The 14,003-nt window shown below is 71.6% G+C and carries 13 protein-coding genes; 8 read left to right on the top strand and 5 right to left on the bottom strand.

What is annotated here, in order from left to right:
* The first annotated feature begins 87 nt into the window (after positions 1-87).
* The 4 genes from ABZ693_RS13530 (at position 88) to ABZ693_RS13515 (ending at position 4,974) form a co-directional block, all read left to right on the top strand.
* On the top strand, positions 88-1,590 hold the full coding sequence (locus tag ABZ693_RS13530) for an SDR family NAD(P)-dependent oxidoreductase (RefSeq protein ID WP_359876045.1): 1,503 nt from the start codon (positions 88-90) through the stop codon (positions 1,588-1,590).
* Between the two features lie 119 nt (positions 1,591-1,709).
* Positions 1,710-2,531, top strand: coding sequence for a rhamnogalacturonan acetylesterase (locus ABZ693_RS13525; protein WP_359876044.1), 822 nt, complete (start codon positions 1,710-1,712; stop codon positions 2,529-2,531).
* Between the two features lie 9 nt (positions 2,532-2,540).
* Complete coding sequence (locus ABZ693_RS13520) at positions 2,541-3,359, top strand: Ig-like domain-containing protein (protein WP_359876042.1); 819 nt, start codon at positions 2,541-2,543, stop codon at positions 3,357-3,359.
* 10 nt (positions 3,360-3,369) lie between these two features.
* A complete protein-coding gene (locus tag ABZ693_RS13515; protein ID WP_359876040.1) occupies positions 3,370-4,974 on the top strand; it encodes a glycosyltransferase family 2 protein in 1,605 nt (534 codons plus the stop codon).
* On the opposite strand, the gene ABZ693_RS13510 is transcribed toward ABZ693_RS13515, so the two are convergent.
* Positions 4,951-6,249, bottom strand: coding sequence for a hypothetical protein (locus ABZ693_RS13510; protein WP_359876038.1), 1,299 nt, complete (start codon positions 6,247-6,249; stop codon positions 4,951-4,953). The genes ABZ693_RS13515 and ABZ693_RS13510 overlap by 24 nt on opposite strands.
* Before the next feature lie 155 nt (positions 6,250-6,404).
* Here ABZ693_RS13510 and ABZ693_RS13505 point away from each other — a divergent pair, with 155 nt between their 5' ends.
* A complete protein-coding gene (locus tag ABZ693_RS13505; RefSeq protein WP_359876036.1) occupies positions 6,405-7,472 on the top strand; it encodes an LCP family protein in 1,068 nt (355 codons plus the stop codon).
* A 22-nt stretch (positions 7,473-7,494) separates the two neighbouring features.
* Positions 7,495-7,863 carry a PIN domain-containing protein gene (locus tag ABZ693_RS13500; RefSeq protein WP_359876034.1) on the top strand — a complete coding sequence of 123 codons (369 nt, stop codon included), beginning with the start codon at positions 7,495-7,497 and terminating at the stop codon, positions 7,861-7,863.
* A 38-nt stretch (positions 7,864-7,901) separates the two neighbouring features.
* Here ABZ693_RS13500 and argF read toward each other — a convergent pair whose 3' ends face one another.
* The 3 genes from argF to ABZ693_RS13485 form a co-directional block, all read right to left on the bottom strand.
* Positions 7,902-8,876 (bottom strand): ornithine carbamoyltransferase, encoded by a 975-nt coding sequence (argF, locus tag ABZ693_RS13495; protein ID WP_359876032.1) that lies wholly within the window; start codon positions 8,874-8,876, stop codon positions 7,902-7,904.
* A gap of 249 nt (positions 8,877-9,125) precedes the next feature.
* Positions 9,126-9,443 carry a 4a-hydroxytetrahydrobiopterin dehydratase gene (locus tag ABZ693_RS13490; protein ID WP_359876030.1) on the bottom strand — a complete coding sequence of 106 codons (318 nt, stop codon included), beginning with the start codon at positions 9,441-9,443 and terminating at the stop codon, positions 9,126-9,128.
* A 5-nt stretch (positions 9,444-9,448) separates the two neighbouring features.
* Positions 9,449-10,711, bottom strand: coding sequence for an NsdA family TPR-like regulatory protein (locus ABZ693_RS13485; protein ID WP_494485949.1), 1,263 nt, complete (start codon positions 10,709-10,711; stop codon positions 9,449-9,451).
* A 151-nt stretch (positions 10,712-10,862) separates the two neighbouring features.
* Here ABZ693_RS13485 and ABZ693_RS13480 point away from each other — a divergent pair, with 151 nt between their 5' ends.
* The gene (locus ABZ693_RS13480; protein WP_359876027.1) at positions 10,863-11,474 is read left to right on the top strand and encodes a hypothetical protein; all 612 of its coding nucleotides are present in this window, start codon (positions 10,863-10,865) and stop codon (positions 11,472-11,474) included.
* A gap of 19 nt (positions 11,475-11,493) precedes the next feature.
* Positions 11,494-11,700, top strand: a complete 207-nt coding sequence (locus ABZ693_RS13475) for a hypothetical protein (protein WP_359876025.1) — start codon at positions 11,494-11,496, stop codon at positions 11,698-11,700.
* Positions 11,701-11,933: 233 nt separating this feature from the next.
* On the opposite strand, the gene ABZ693_RS13470 is transcribed toward ABZ693_RS13475, so the two are convergent.
* The gene (locus ABZ693_RS13470; protein ID WP_359876023.1) at positions 11,934-13,436 is read right to left on the bottom strand and encodes an amino acid permease; all 1,503 of its coding nucleotides are present in this window, start codon (positions 13,434-13,436) and stop codon (positions 11,934-11,936) included.
* Between the last annotated feature and the right edge of the window lie 567 nt (positions 13,437-14,003).

Raw genomic sequence — 14,003 nt, 5'->3', positions numbered from 1 at the left:
CACGTGCGTGCCCCCGCTCGGGCACGCACGCCGTCCGGGCACCCCTTCCCGTACCGCCACGCCCCCTCACCCAGGAGTCCGGAGACCGTGACCAGCACCGTCCCCCGCCGTCGTACCGTCGCCGTCGTCCTCGCCGGCGGCACCGGGCAGCGCGTCGGGCTCGCGATCCCGAAGCAGCTTCTGAAGATCGCCGGAAAGTCGATCCTCGAACACACCCTGTGCATCTTCGAGAACGCCGCCGACGTCGACGAGATCCTCGTCCTCATGGCCGCCGACCACACCGAGGAGGCCGAGCGGATCATCGCCAAGGCCGGCCTGCGCAAGGTGTCGCGGGTGCTGCCCGGCGGCTCGACCCGCAGCGAGACCACCAGCATCGCCATCCGGTACGTCACCGAGAACCTGCCCGAGGGCCAGGACGCCAGCCTGCTCTTCCACGACGCCGTACGCCCGCTGCTGTCGCAGCGCGTGGTGAAGGAGTGCGTGCGCGCACTGGAGCGCTACCAGGCCGTGGACGTGGCGATCCCGTCCTCGGACACCATCATCGTGACCCGGACCCACGGCGACGACGGCGAGTTCATCACCGAGGTGCCGGACCGCTCGCGGCTGCGCCGCGGCCAGACGCCGCAGGGCTTCCACCTGAGCACCATCCGCCGGGCGTACGAGCTGGCGCTCGCCGACCCGCGGTTCGAGGCCACCGACGACTGCTCGGTCGTCATCAAGTACCTGCCCGACGTCCCGGTCCACGTGGTCATGGGCGACGAGTACAACATGAAGGTCACCCAGCCGGTCGACGTGTTCATCGCCGACAAGCTGTTCCAGCTGGCCTCGTCGGCGGCCCCGGCCGCCGCGGCCGAGGACTCGTACCGGGAGGCCCTCACCGGCCGCACGATGCTCGTCTTCGGCGGCTCGTACGGCATCGGCGCCGACATCGCCCGGCTCGCCGAGGAGTACGGGGCGACCGTCTACGCCCTGGGCCGCTCCACCACCGGCACCCACGTGGAGATCCCGGAACACGTCGAGGAGGCGCTGGCCAAGGCGTACGCCGAGACCGGCCGGATCGACTACGTGGTGAACACGGCCGGCGTGCTGCGCACCGGCCGGCTCGCCGACACCGACAACGAGACCATCCGCGAGGCGACCGAGGTCAACTACCTCGCGCCGGTGAACATCGCGCGCTTCTCCTACAAGTACCTGGCGGAGACGAACGGCCAGCTGCTGCTGTTCACCTCCAGCAGCTACACCCGCGGCCGCTCCGAGTACAGCCTGTACTCCTCCACCAAGGCCGCCGTGGTCAACCTGACCCAGGCGCTCGCCGAGGAGTGGGCGGAGGACGGCATCCGCGTCAACTGCGTGAACCCCGAGCGCACCGCGACCCCGATGCGGACGAAGGCCTTCGGGCAGGAGCCGGCCGGGACCCTGCTGTCCTCCGAGACCGTGGCGCGCAGCGCGCTCGACGTCCTGGTGTCGCGGATGACCGGCCATGTCGTCGACGTCCGCCAGCAGGACCCGACGGGCGGCGCCGCGGCGCAGTCCGGCTTCGAGCGGGCGATCGCCTCGGTCCTCAGCCGGCAGGAGAGCCAGGAGCTCTGAGGCCGGGCCGGGCCGGGCCCGAGCCGCGGGCCCGTCGGGGTCCGGCTCCGGTGGGGCGGTCCGGTCGGGTCATGGAGGAGGAGAGAGACGTGGGAGGGGTGAAAGGGGTGGGAGGGGACATGACGTATCCCGAGGCCATGACGGAGGCCGAGGCGCGGCCGGGCCGGCGGACCAGGATCTTCCTGTCCGGCGGTTCGGGAACGGTCACCCGGCCGGCGAGCCATCTGCCGATGATGGGCTGGGGGCAGGCGCTCGGCCTGTTCCTCACCGACGACGTCGAAGTCGTCAACTGTTCGCGGGCGCGGGCGAGTACCAAGAGCTTCCGCGAACGCGGCCGGCTCCAGTGGATCCTCGACGAGATGGAGCCCGGCGACTACCTCGTCATGGCCTTCGGCCAGATCGACTGGAAGCCCGACCCGGGCATCCACACCGAGCCGTTCGAAGACTTCCTCGAACATCTGCGGGCATACGTGACGGGGGCCCGGGAGCGTCAGGCGCACCCGATCCTGATGATGCCGTTCGAGCGGCGCCGCATCGACCGGCACGGGAACGTCAGCCGGTTCCTCGGCGACTACCCGGTCGCCATGCGGCAGCTGGCCCACGAGGAGTTCGTCCCGCTCGTCGACGTGTACGGGCAGAGCCTGCGGTGGTGGGAGGAACTCGGCCCCGAGCACAGCAAGCACGTGTTCACGTATCTGCGGCCGGGCGAGCCCCTGATGCCCATCGTGCAGGACGCCGACAACGTGCACCTGCGGGCCGAGGGCGCCGTCGAGGTGGCCAGGTTCACCGCCCGCGCGCTGGTGACCCAGGGACTGATCCCCGCCCACTGGGTGAAGGACCTCGACCGGCGGACGTTCTCGTACGACGAGATGGGCTGGCTGGACGAGGCCACGTTCCAGCACCGTACGAAGTCCCGTGTCACTCCCGCCCGTGATCTGTGAGGCCGGTCCATGAACCACTTGCTGTGTGCCGGCCGGGCCGTCGGCACCGAAGAGCACTCCCCCGGCGTGACGCACGCCGCCCTGTACAGCTCCGTCGCGCCCTTCAGCGGCGTCGCCCCCGGTGACGTGGTGCAGCTCGCGCTGTCCGTCGCCGTGGAGAACGCGCCCTTCGGCTACGCGTACGTCCAGGAGAAGTACTTCGCCGACGCGGCGGAGATCCTCGCCATCCAGGACGTGGAGTACTTCCCCAAGCAGCGCTGGTACCGGGTGCGGGCCGAACCGGGGCAGAACGGCGTCGGGTTCCTCTCCGTCCGGGTGAAGCAGCCGAAGAAGAAGGAGCCCCGGCTGCGCCCGCACATCGCGGTCGCCGTACCCGGGCGGGAGTCGCGCAAGATGGTCCGTACGGCCTCGCTGCGCGACCGTTCGCTGCTCATCCGGACGATGTTCGCGCCCGGCCTGCGGATCGTCACCGCCCCCGGCGTGCCCGGCATGGCCGACGCGCTCGGCGCCCTCGCCACCCTCGCGCCGGGCAGCCGGCCGGTGTCGGTGTCCCAGCCGCGGTCCGGCACCGCCGGGCTCGGCCAGGACGGCCGGATCGGCTACGAGCCGCGCCCGGGGTTCACCGGCTACGACCGCTTCGAGTACACCGTCGCCACCCCGGACGGCGGGCAGGTCACCGCGCCGGTGAACGTGTACGTCGGCGCCCTGGACGACCGTCCCGGCGTCTTCCCCGAGCACCAGCTCACCACCGACTTCCAGCCCTGGCAGTGGTCGGAGCTCACCGGCGCGATGCCGTGGCCCGGGCCCGTCACCCCGCAGAACGGATAGGCGCCGGCCCATGACCACCTCCGTGCCCGTGCACCCGGGCGACCTCCGCGACGTCACCGTGGTCCTGCACGTCCGGGACCACGCCCGGACGCTGCCGGCCTGCCTCGACTCGCTGCTGGGCCAGACCCTCGGCACCGACCGCATCGAGATCATCGCGATGGACGACGGCTCGACCGACGAGGGCGGCTCCCTGCTGGCCGAGGCCGAGCAGCGCCATCCCGGACTGGTGCGGGCCGGCCAGTTCCGGCGCGGCCTGTCCACCGCCGACGCCCGCAACTGGGGCATGAGCCAGGCCGCCGGCCGCTACCTGCTCTTCCTGACCGGTGCCGACCGGCTCGCGCCGAAGGCCCTGGAGCTGATGGTCGCCTCGGCCGACGCGCACGAGGCCGACGTGGTCCTCGGCAAGCTGGAGAGTTCCGGCAAGCACACCGTGGCGACGTCGATGTTCCGCCGGACCCAGGGGTCGGTGGACCTCTACGGGTCGCGGGTGTACTGGTCGCTGACGCCCGACAAGCTGTTCCGTACGAGCCTGGTGCGCCGCCGCGGCCTGGAGTTCCCGACGGACATGACGATCGGCGAGGACCAGGCGTTCACCGCCGCGGCCCTCGTCCACGCCGACAACATCGCGGTGGTCGCCGACGAGCCGTGCGTGATCAAGGGCCCGGCGCAGACCGGGTCCGTCCCGCTGCCGCAGCGGGTGGCGCTGGCCAGTCGGATGATCGGGCTGCTGGCCTCGATGGTGCCGCCGGGACCGCGCCTGGACCTGCTGATCTCCCGGCACCTGGAGGCCGACCTCGGCAAGGCGACCGGCCCGCTGCTGCTCGCCTCCGACCAGCCCGCCGAGCGGGAGCAGACCCTGTGGGCGGCGGCCGAGCTGCTGCGCGCGCAAGTGCCGGCGAGCGCCCTGGCGCTGCTGCCGCGTCCGCTGGCGGTCCGGTACACGCTGCTCGCGGCCGGACACCACGCCGAGGCCGAGGAGATGGCCGCGTACGAGGCGGACAAGACGCGTCCGGCGCCGCGGAAGAAAGTCGAGGACGGCGTCGTCTACACCCAGCTGCCGTTCTTCCGGGACCCGGCGGTGAACCTGCCGGACGAGGTCTTCGACATCACCGCCAAGATGACGGTGAACCAGCTGCTGACCGGGCTGCGCTGGAACGGTTCGCTGCTGCTCCTCGACGGGCACGCGTTCTTCGAGCAGCTCTCCACGCGCGACCGGAACACCAAGGTCGTGCTGCGGAACCGGATCACCGGCGCCGAGGAGCGGTTCTCCGTCACCGCCCGCCGGGACGAGACGCTGCTGAACTCCAAGGGCAAGGCCCGGGCGATGGGCCGGTTCTCCACCCGGATCAACCTGCGCCAGATGTCGGACGGCCGGCCGCTGGGCACCGGCGTCTGGGACGTGTGCCTGGCGGTGAGCTTCGAGGGCGTCACGCAGGAGGTACGGCTCGGCCGCAAGCGGTCCGACGAGGTCGACGTCGTCAGCCGGGCGCCGATGGTCTTCGCGCCGTCGGCGACGACGCCCGGCCACGAACTGGCCGCGACGCCGTTCTACACGCAGGAGGGACACCTCGCGCTCGAGGTGTCCGAGCGGCTACCGCTGCCGAGCGGCCGCTGACCGCGCATGCCCGCTCTCACGATGCCACGGTCCGAAGGCCAGGCCGTCCTGCGTCCGGTCCTGACGGGCCAGCAGCAGACCGCCCGCCCGGTCGAACGCGGCGACGACCAGCCGGCCCTGCCCGTCCGTGCCCACCTGCGGGTCGCGCGGCGCGTCCCCGGCGCCGCCGCCTTGGCCGGTGTCGGCCAGGGGCGCCCACCAGGTGCCGTACCCCTCGTTCTCGGTGACGTAGGCGGTGACCTCGATGCCGCCGTGCGCGCCCACCTGGGCGAGCACGGTGCAGTCGTAGCCGCCGATGACGCCGCGGCCGACGCCGGGCCGGCCGCGGCCGCCCGCGCCGCCGAGCGCCATGACGCCGCCCGGGGTGTCCTTGCCCTGGGCGCGCCAGGCGACCAGGGAGTCGTCGCCGGGGTAGCGCCAGATGTACGTGGCGCGCTTCCGGCCGGTCTCCAGGGCGGTCCCGGTGCCGTCGGTCGCCGCCATGGCGAAACGATCCCGCAGCTCGGCGCCGCCGCCCTTCACCAGGACCCAGCGGTCCAGCGCGCCGGCCGCGTTCACGGCCAGGACCTGGAGCGCGCCGCCGGTCGGCATCTGGGCGGTGAACTCGCCGGTGTACGGCTGGTCGGTGACGTTCTTCCAGCGGCCCCAGCGGCCCTCGCCGGTACGGCTGCGCCGCACGATGCCGCCGTACCGCAGCGAGACGAGGACGTGGACCGAGCCGGACACCTGGTTCACCACGACCACCGGACCGGCGACGATCGCGTCGCCGGAGCCGGCGCCAGGGCCGGAGTCGGAACCGGAGGCGGAGTCGGCCGTGGGCGCGCCCAGGTCGCGCCAGTCGCCCAGCGGGCGGCCGGTCTGGTACTGGGTGCTGAGGATCACGTGCGGGGTGCCGCCCCCGGGCGCGTGCCGCAGCCCGGCGACGTACACATAGCCCTCGCTGCCGGCGGCGATGCCCGACGGCCCGACCCAGCCCGGCACCTCGAACACCGTCGGGCCCTCGAAGCCGCCCCGCGGGGACTCGGTCCAGCGGACCGGGCCCGCGGCGCTGCCCGCGTACGCCGTCAGCCGGCCGTCGGCGCCGGTGAACAGGCGGCGGCCGGAGGGTGCGAGGAGCCCCGCGGAACCGGAGGGATCCGTGTGACCGGAGGGTTCACCGGAACCAAAGGGGCCGGCGGAACCAAAGGGGCCGGCCGAAGCGACGTGATCGGTGTGGCCGCTGTGAGTGACCGCTCCGGAGTCCGCGCCCCGGTTCTTGTTCCTGCCCCGGTTCACGCCCACCCTCTGCCTCTCCCGCCGTCCGTCGCCCCGAAGTTTGTCACACGCGTCACCGCGTGTTCACGAGAGCCCGACGTCTCTCGACCGGCAGGGCGGCCCGTCCGGCTCGCCCCGCACACCATGTCCGCCCGAAGGAAGAGATTCGACCAGCCATGACCGACCACGACACCACCGTGCCCGGCGCGCGCCGCGGCGGCGGCAAGGTCCGCAAGCGGCGGACCGGCCGCATCGTGCTGCTGACGCTTCTGGTGCTGCTCCTCGCCGCCGGCGGCGGGCTGTACTGGATGTACTCCAGCCTCAACTCGAACATCACGGCCGTCGACCTCGACAAGGAACTCGGCACCGACCGGCCGGAGAAGCTGCCCACCTCCGGGCAGAACCTGCTCGTCCTCGGCTCCGACTCGCGGGCCGGGGACAACGCCGCGCTCGACAAGGCGGCGGTCAGCGGAGCCCGTTCCGACACGGCGCTGGTGGTGCACATACCCGAGGGCCGGTCGAAGGCCGTCGCCGTCAGCATCCCGCGTGACACCCTGATCACCCGGCCGGAGTGCAAGCGGCGGGACGGCTCGGAGGCCGCCGGGGCCAACCGCGTCATGTTCAACTCCGTGTACGCGCAGTACGGTCCGGCCTGCGTGGTCAAGACCGTCGAGAAGATGTCCGGCGTCCGGCTCGACCACTACATGGAGATCGACTTCGCCGGCTTCAAGGGCCTGGTCGACGCCATCGGCGGCGTGACCGTCGACATCGACAAGCCCATCAACGACAAGCACTCGGGTCTGGAGCTGGCCGCGGGCCCGCAGCGCCTGGACGGCACCCAGTCCCTCGCCTTCGCCCGGACCCGCTACGGCGTCGGCGACGGCAGCGACCTGGGCCGTATCGGCAACCAGCAGAAGTTCCTCACCGCCCTGCTCACCGAGGTGAAGAAGCAGGACCTGCTCGGCAGCCCCGCCAAGACGTTCAAGATCGCGAACTCGGCGACCGAGGCGCTCACCACCGACGCCGAACTGGCCTCGCTGACCTCGCTCAGCGACTACGCCCGCAGTCTGAACGGCGTGGACCCGGCGAACATGGAGACGATCATGCTCCCCGTCGCGTACGACAAGGTGGACCCGAACCGCGTCGTCGCCCACGAGCCGAACGCCTCCCAGCTCTGGAAGGCCCTCCGCGAGGACACCGACATCCCGGCCTCGGCGAAGAAGTCCCCGGCCACCGGCGGCTGACCGGCGCTGTCATCCTGAGGGCATGACACTTCCTCTCCTCGTCGTGGACGGCGCCAACGTCGTCGGGTCGGTACCCGACGGCTGGTGGAAGGACCGGCGCGGGGCCGCCGAGCGGCTCCGCGACCGGCTCGCCGCACACGGCGGTCCGGAGGACGGCCCGTACCCCGGCCCGTACGAGATCGTCCTCGTGGTGGAGGGCCGGGCCCGGGGCGTCGCCTCGGTCCCGGGCGTACGCGTGGAGGAGGCCCAGGGCAGCGGCGACGACCTGATCGCGGACCTGGCCCGGTCCGCCGCCGGCCGCCCCTGCCTGGTGGTCACGGCCGACCGCGAACTCCGCCGGAGGGTGGAGGAGTGGGGCGCGCGATGCGTGGGGCCACGGGCACTGCCGTGACTCCGGCCGGTGGCCGGGCGGTCCGGCGGCGCGCTCCCTCAGGAGGCACGCCGGCGTGCCGTGGTGATGAGGGAGTGCAGGACCGCCTGGGCGGTCGGCAGCCGGTTCGCCGCCTGGCGCCAGGCCAGCGAGCGGGGGCCGTCGAGTACCTCCGAGGTGATCTCCTCACCCCTCACCGCCGGGAGGCAGTGCATGGCGACGACGTCCTTTGCCGCGTGATCGAGCAGATCGTCGTCGACCCGGTAGCGGGCCAGCCGCTCGGCGCGTTCGGCACGCTCGTCGGGCTGGTCGTGCTTGTCCATGGACACCCACACCTCGGCGTAGACAGCCTGCGCCCCGGACACCGCCTCGACCGGTTCCGTGGTGAGCGTGACGGAGCCTCCCGTACGCGCCATCAGCTCGCGGGCCTCGCGGAGGATGTCGTCGTCCGTCTCGTACGCGGGAGGGGTGGCGATGGCGAGATGCATGCCGGAGGCCGCGCACGCCGCGAGGAACGAGTTGCAGGTGTTGCTCTGTCCGTCACCGATGAAGGCGGTCCGCATCCCCGTCAGCGAGCCGAAGTGTTCGCGGAGCGCCAGGAGGTCGGCCAGCGACTGGCACGGATGGTGGGTGTTGGAGAGGGCGTTGACGACAGGAACCGTGGAGACGGCGGCCATCTCCTCCACGACGCTGTGCTCGAAGGTGCGCATCGTGAGGGCGTCGAGGAAGGAGGACAGGACGCGGGTGGTGTCGGCGACCGTCTCGCCGTGACCCAGCTGCAGATCGGCGCGATTCAGCACGAGGGCGTCCATCCCCAGCCGATGGGCCGCCGTGGCCAGGGAGACCCGGGTGCGCGTGGACGGCTTCTCGAACACACACCCGATCACCGCCCCCCGCAGACTGTCCGCCCAGCCCAGAGGCTCCTCCTTCATGGCCGCCGCCAGATCCAGGACGGCCACCAGGGTCTCGGGAGCCAGATCGCTCACCCTCAGGAGATGGCCGGGGATATCGCCGTTCACTGTCGGATGGTTCATCCGAGCCTCCGGCTCATGCGGGCGGGCAAACCGTCCCGACCAGCATGAGGCGCGACAGGGCGGGCGAGCCCCTTGAACGACTCCGAGCGGGTGAGACGGGCGGTGCGCTCCTCGGGGAGCCAGGCCCGCCGACGACCGTCACCCTGTCTCGCGGCAGCTGTGTGCGGTGCAGATCCTCACTCGCACCGGCGCGCACACCCCCCGTCACCGGGGACCGGTTCGCAACCCCGCCCGCCAACGCCTCCGGGGTCAGCCGTCGACCGGTTCGGCCCCGTGTGCCGCCGCGATCGCGTCGATCCGCCGGGCGAGATCGAAATCCGCCGCTGTCAGCCGGTATCCCGCGTCATGCGTCGTGATCCCGAACCTGAGCCGGTCCCACCGCAGGTCGATGTCCGCATGGTGGCCCATCAGCCGCTCCACATCCGCGACATGCACGATCATCGCCACGCCTCCGTGATAGCGGATCGCGTACGACCGGGTGATCTCGTCGCCTTCCCGGCGCCACCCCGGCGCCTCGGCGAGCGCTGCCCCGATCTCCACCTCGGTCAACGGCACCAGTTCGGCCACGTCCGTCACCCCTCCGTCACCGCCGCCAGGATCTCCGCCAGCTCCCGGCCGACCGGGGCATCCTGCCACGGCTTCATCGCCACCTCCAGGGTGGTCAGCTCCCGACGCATCCGGGCCGAACCGGTCTCTCCCACGATCACCGCCACATCCCGCGCGATCTCGACCGCGTGTTCCGGCTCCCGCGCGGCAACCGCCGCCGTGGCCTGCCGGGCCATGTACACCCCACGGTCCCTCCGGGCGGTCGTCGGAATGGCGGCAAGGACCTGAGTCCACAGCGCGGCCGCCTCGGCACCGAGGCCGAGCCGGCCGTAGCATGTCGCCCGCTGGACTTCCAGGTAGCCGGGGGTGCGCCTGCACGCGTTACCCCATGGCAGGTCGTCATCCACACGGCTGAGCAACGCCCCGGCCTGGTCGATGAGGTCATCGACCAGGGCGCGGTCGCCGGTGAGGCTGGCGCCGTGTGCCTGCTGCTGCATGGCCATGATGCGTACCTTCGGGGCAAGCCTCCGGGCCTGGTCGAGAGCGACCTCGCAGAGATCGATCACCCCGTGCCCGTCGCCGAGGTCGGTCCTCACCTGTGCCTGATTCACCAGCGCGTACCCGATCAGGTGCGCGTCCCGCGCCCGCATCGCCATCTCCTGGGTCACGCCTCGCCAGAATGCGGCCGCCCCGAGGTCACCGGCGTCCTGGTAGAGCCAGCCGACGAGTGCGGCATACGCGGCCCCGATGCGGAGCAGACCGCGGCGGGTCTCGTCCTTGGCGGAGCGGGTGAGCTTGTCGATCAACTGGTACTGGGCGCTTACGGTCCCGATGAGATCGTGCGGGCCGAGGAACATGTCGGCACGGTAGTGGCCTTCCAACTGCTCCTGGAAATAGGTGATCAGGGCAGGGTCGACGTGCTGCGTCGCGGCCGGGCCGGGCATAAGGGCGGCGGCGGTCACGGACTCGAACTCACGGCGTCTCACATCGGCCTCCTCGTGGTACTCCGGCCGGATCCAGCCCGGCGGTGTGGGGAATCCGAGGTCCTCAGGCCACCGGCCGAAGGCATCTCGCAGGACGACCGCGGTCTCCTCGGACGGCCACGTCGGGGCCGGTCCCTCCCAGCGGCGCCAGGTCCGGGCGGAGACGGTGAAATGCGCGTCTCCGAGGAATTGTTGACCGTGCGCTGTGATCGCCTCGGCGGCCCGCTCGGCCGACCGCCATCCGAGACGTAGCCGAGCTGCTCGCAACGCGTCGTTCCGCTTCACGCTGCCAGCGTGAGGGGTCATCGGGCCCGCTTTCGACGATGGCCGCCACGTGGCCACGCGTGGCCACGGCGTGACCTATTTACTCAGTGCCGTGTCCGCCCATCATCGGATCCATCCAAAGGGGCTGTGCCGTGAACGGCGGAATCGTCCCTCGAATGGACAGGAGCGGAGCATGGGCGAGGAGCCCCAGGACCAAGCAGCAGCCGCCGTCGCAATCCGCCGCCCGGCCGCCCGGGCTGTGGGTACGGCTGTGGTGCGTCGGGCGGAGCGACGAGCGGCCGTGGCCCAGTGGCTACTGAGCGCCGCGCCCAACGCGCGGGAAGCGAAGGCCGAGTGGGACCGGTACGGCATCGCAGTCCTGGCATGCGGTGGTGTGCTGTCCGCCGTGCGTGTGCCCGGCGAACTCGTTTGGGCGGCAGCCGGAACCGAGGACCACGCCGAGGCTGACGTGTTCCTGACCGACTGGCTCGACGATGGCGCGGTCGTCATGGACCGCCACGCCGGCCTCTACTACTTCCTCGTGCCCGCGCTCATGGGACGCCTGTGGAATCCGAAGGCATTCCACAAGGTGGAATGCCTGGGATCGAACTCCTACCTCGGCGTGCCGCTCGTCGACCACACCATCCCAGAAGGGCGCGCGTACTGGGCCGTGGAGATGGACTCGCCCGGCGCCCTGTGCTGGCCGGACGAGGTCGCGGCCCTGCTCCATCGCGGGCAGACGGCCCTCGGCGGCCAGACCGCTCCCCGGCCGGTGCCCCGCCTGCTGGCCGAACGCTTCGGATGACTCCCAAAGGAACCTGCCCATGCCCCGCGACCGCCGCTGCCACACCTGTCACACCGTCACCAGCGTCAACGGCGCGCCGACTGTCGTCGTCGCCGTAGTCGACGGCCAGGACGTCTACGCCTGCGCCGCGCACCGGGCCGAGCACGCCGCCCCGGCGCATGACCCGCTCGTGGCCCTCGCCCAGTACCAGGACATGGCCGCGCGCCCGTACACGAGGCCACGGTGACCCACTGACCGCCTCGGCCGTTTCGATTCCCCCGCGGCCGAGGCCCCCACACCTGTCCGGGGCCGGACTCGTCGTCCCGGCCCCGGACAGGCGCGGACCGCCCCGGCCGGCTACCTGTCCCCGGCCGGGGCAACCTGACGAGTACCGCAGCCGCGAGCCGGGCCCGTGCGCGAACGAGCCTCAGGCCCCCGGGCCGCCCGGCGTGCGCGGCGGGTTCACGTTCAGGTTCAGGTTCAGGGGGCTTCCGTGTTCAGGCGGCTGTGGCGGCGGCCGTAGAGGAAGTAGACGAAGAAGCCGATCACCATCCAGACCGCGAAGCGGAACCAGGTCTCGCCCGGCAGGTTGAGCATCAGCCACAGGGAGGCGGCGATCGAGAGGATCGGCAGGAACGGGACCCACGGGGTGCGGAAGGCGCGGGGGAGGTCCGGGCGGGTGCGGCGGAGGACGATCACGCCCGCGGCGACCACGACGAAGGCGAAGAGCGTGCCGATGTTCACCAGGGTCGCCAGCTCGTTGATGCTGGTGAATCCGGCGACGATCGCGATGATCACGCCGAGCAGGATGGTCGGCCTGTACGGGGTCTTGAAGCGCGGGTGCGTGATCGAGAAGAAGCGCGGCAGCAGGCCGTCGCGGCTCATCGCGAAGAACACCCGGGTCTGGCCGAGCAGCAGGATCAGGCAGACCGTGGTCAGGCCGATCGCCGCGCCGAAGCTGATGACGCCCGCGTAGAACGGGTGGCCGACGGCCTTGAAGGCGTCGGCGAGCGGGGCGTTGACCGACAGTTCGGAGTAGTGCTGCATGCCGGTGACGACGAGGGCGACCGCCACGTACAGGAAGGTGCAGATGAGCAGCGAGCCGAGGATGCCGCGGGGCATGTCGCGCTGCGGGAGTTTGGTCTCCTCGGCCGCGGTGGCGACCACGTCGAAGCCGATGAAGGCGAAGAAGACGACCGAGGCGGCGGTGAAGATGCCCATGACGCCGAAGTTGGTCGGCGCGTACCCGGAGATCAGCTGGATCAGCGGCTGGGTCCAGTCGGAGCCGCCGCCCGGCGGGGCGCTGGCCGGCGGGATGAAGGGCTTGTAGTTGTCGCCCACGACGAAGAACAGCCCCGCGACGATCACGATCAGCACCACCACCACCTTGATGGCGACGACGATCGACGTGATGCGCGCGGACAGCTGCATGCCGAGCACCAGGACCCCGGTGAGCACCAGGACGAGGAGGAAGGCGAGGATGTCGAAGGTGCCGCCGGTCACGTCGGGGCCTTGCAGGACGAGCGGGAGATGCCAGCCGATGTTGTCCATGAGCGACTGGACGTAGCCCGACCAGCCGACGGCGACGACGGCGGTGCCGAGGGCGAACTCCAGGACGAGGTCCCAGCCGATGATCCAGGCGGGCAGTTCGCCGATGGAGGCGTACGCGAAGGTGTACGCCGATCCGGCGACCGGCACCGTCGACGCGAACTCCGCGTAGCACAGGGCCGCGAGCGCGCAGACGATGCCGGCGACGACGAAGGCGAGGGAAGTGGCGGGGCCCGCGTTCTCCTTGGCGACCTTGCCGGTGAGGACGAAGATGCCGGTGCCGATGATGACGCCGACACCGAACACGGTCAGGTCCCACGCGGAGAGGGACTTCTTGAGCGCGTGCTCGGGTTCCTCGGTGTCACGGATGGACTGCTCCACCGATTTCGTACGGAAGATCCCGGTGCGCGCGGGAGTCCGCTCATCCGTACTCACGTCGTACCTCCCTGCCTGGGGGCGCAGCCGTCCGCCGGTGCTTCAGGCCAGAATGCACGCGGAGGAGCGGGTCGGCATTCCGGGACATACCCGGATGAGGGCCTATACAGGCCACGCCCCGCGTCGCCCCACCCCCGCCGGTCCGTCCGGGGCGCGCGTCCGTCCGGGGGGTGTTTGGCTGATCCGTACGGGAGACCCCGAAGCCCGACCACCGAACACCCCGACCGCACAAGACGCCACCGACCCGAGGACGTCTCAGGTGAAGCCGACGAGGGACGACGTCATGGCCTTCCGCCTCCGCGCCCACCACCTCGACCGGCGTACGGGCGGGGCCGGCCCGCTCGACGCGGCCGGGCTCTGCGGCGTCCAGGACAGTCCGCCCGGATCGGCGCTGCTCGCCCTGCACGCCCGGGTGGAGGGCGTCCGTCCGGCCCGTACCCACACGGAAGGGCCGGTCGGCACTCCGAGGAGTCCGCCTCGCGCGTTCCCGGCTCACGCGTTTCCGCTCAGGACTCCGCCGGCGGCTCCTCGATGTGCAGCGCGGCGACGGCCTCGCCGATCTGCTCC

Origin of the sequence: Streptomyces laurentii, from assembly GCF_040635425.1 — a bacterium.
GTDB lineage: Bacteria > Actinomycetota > Actinomycetes > Streptomycetales > Streptomycetaceae > Streptomyces > Streptomyces laurentii.
This window is presented reverse-complemented; position numbering and strand designations above follow the sequence as displayed.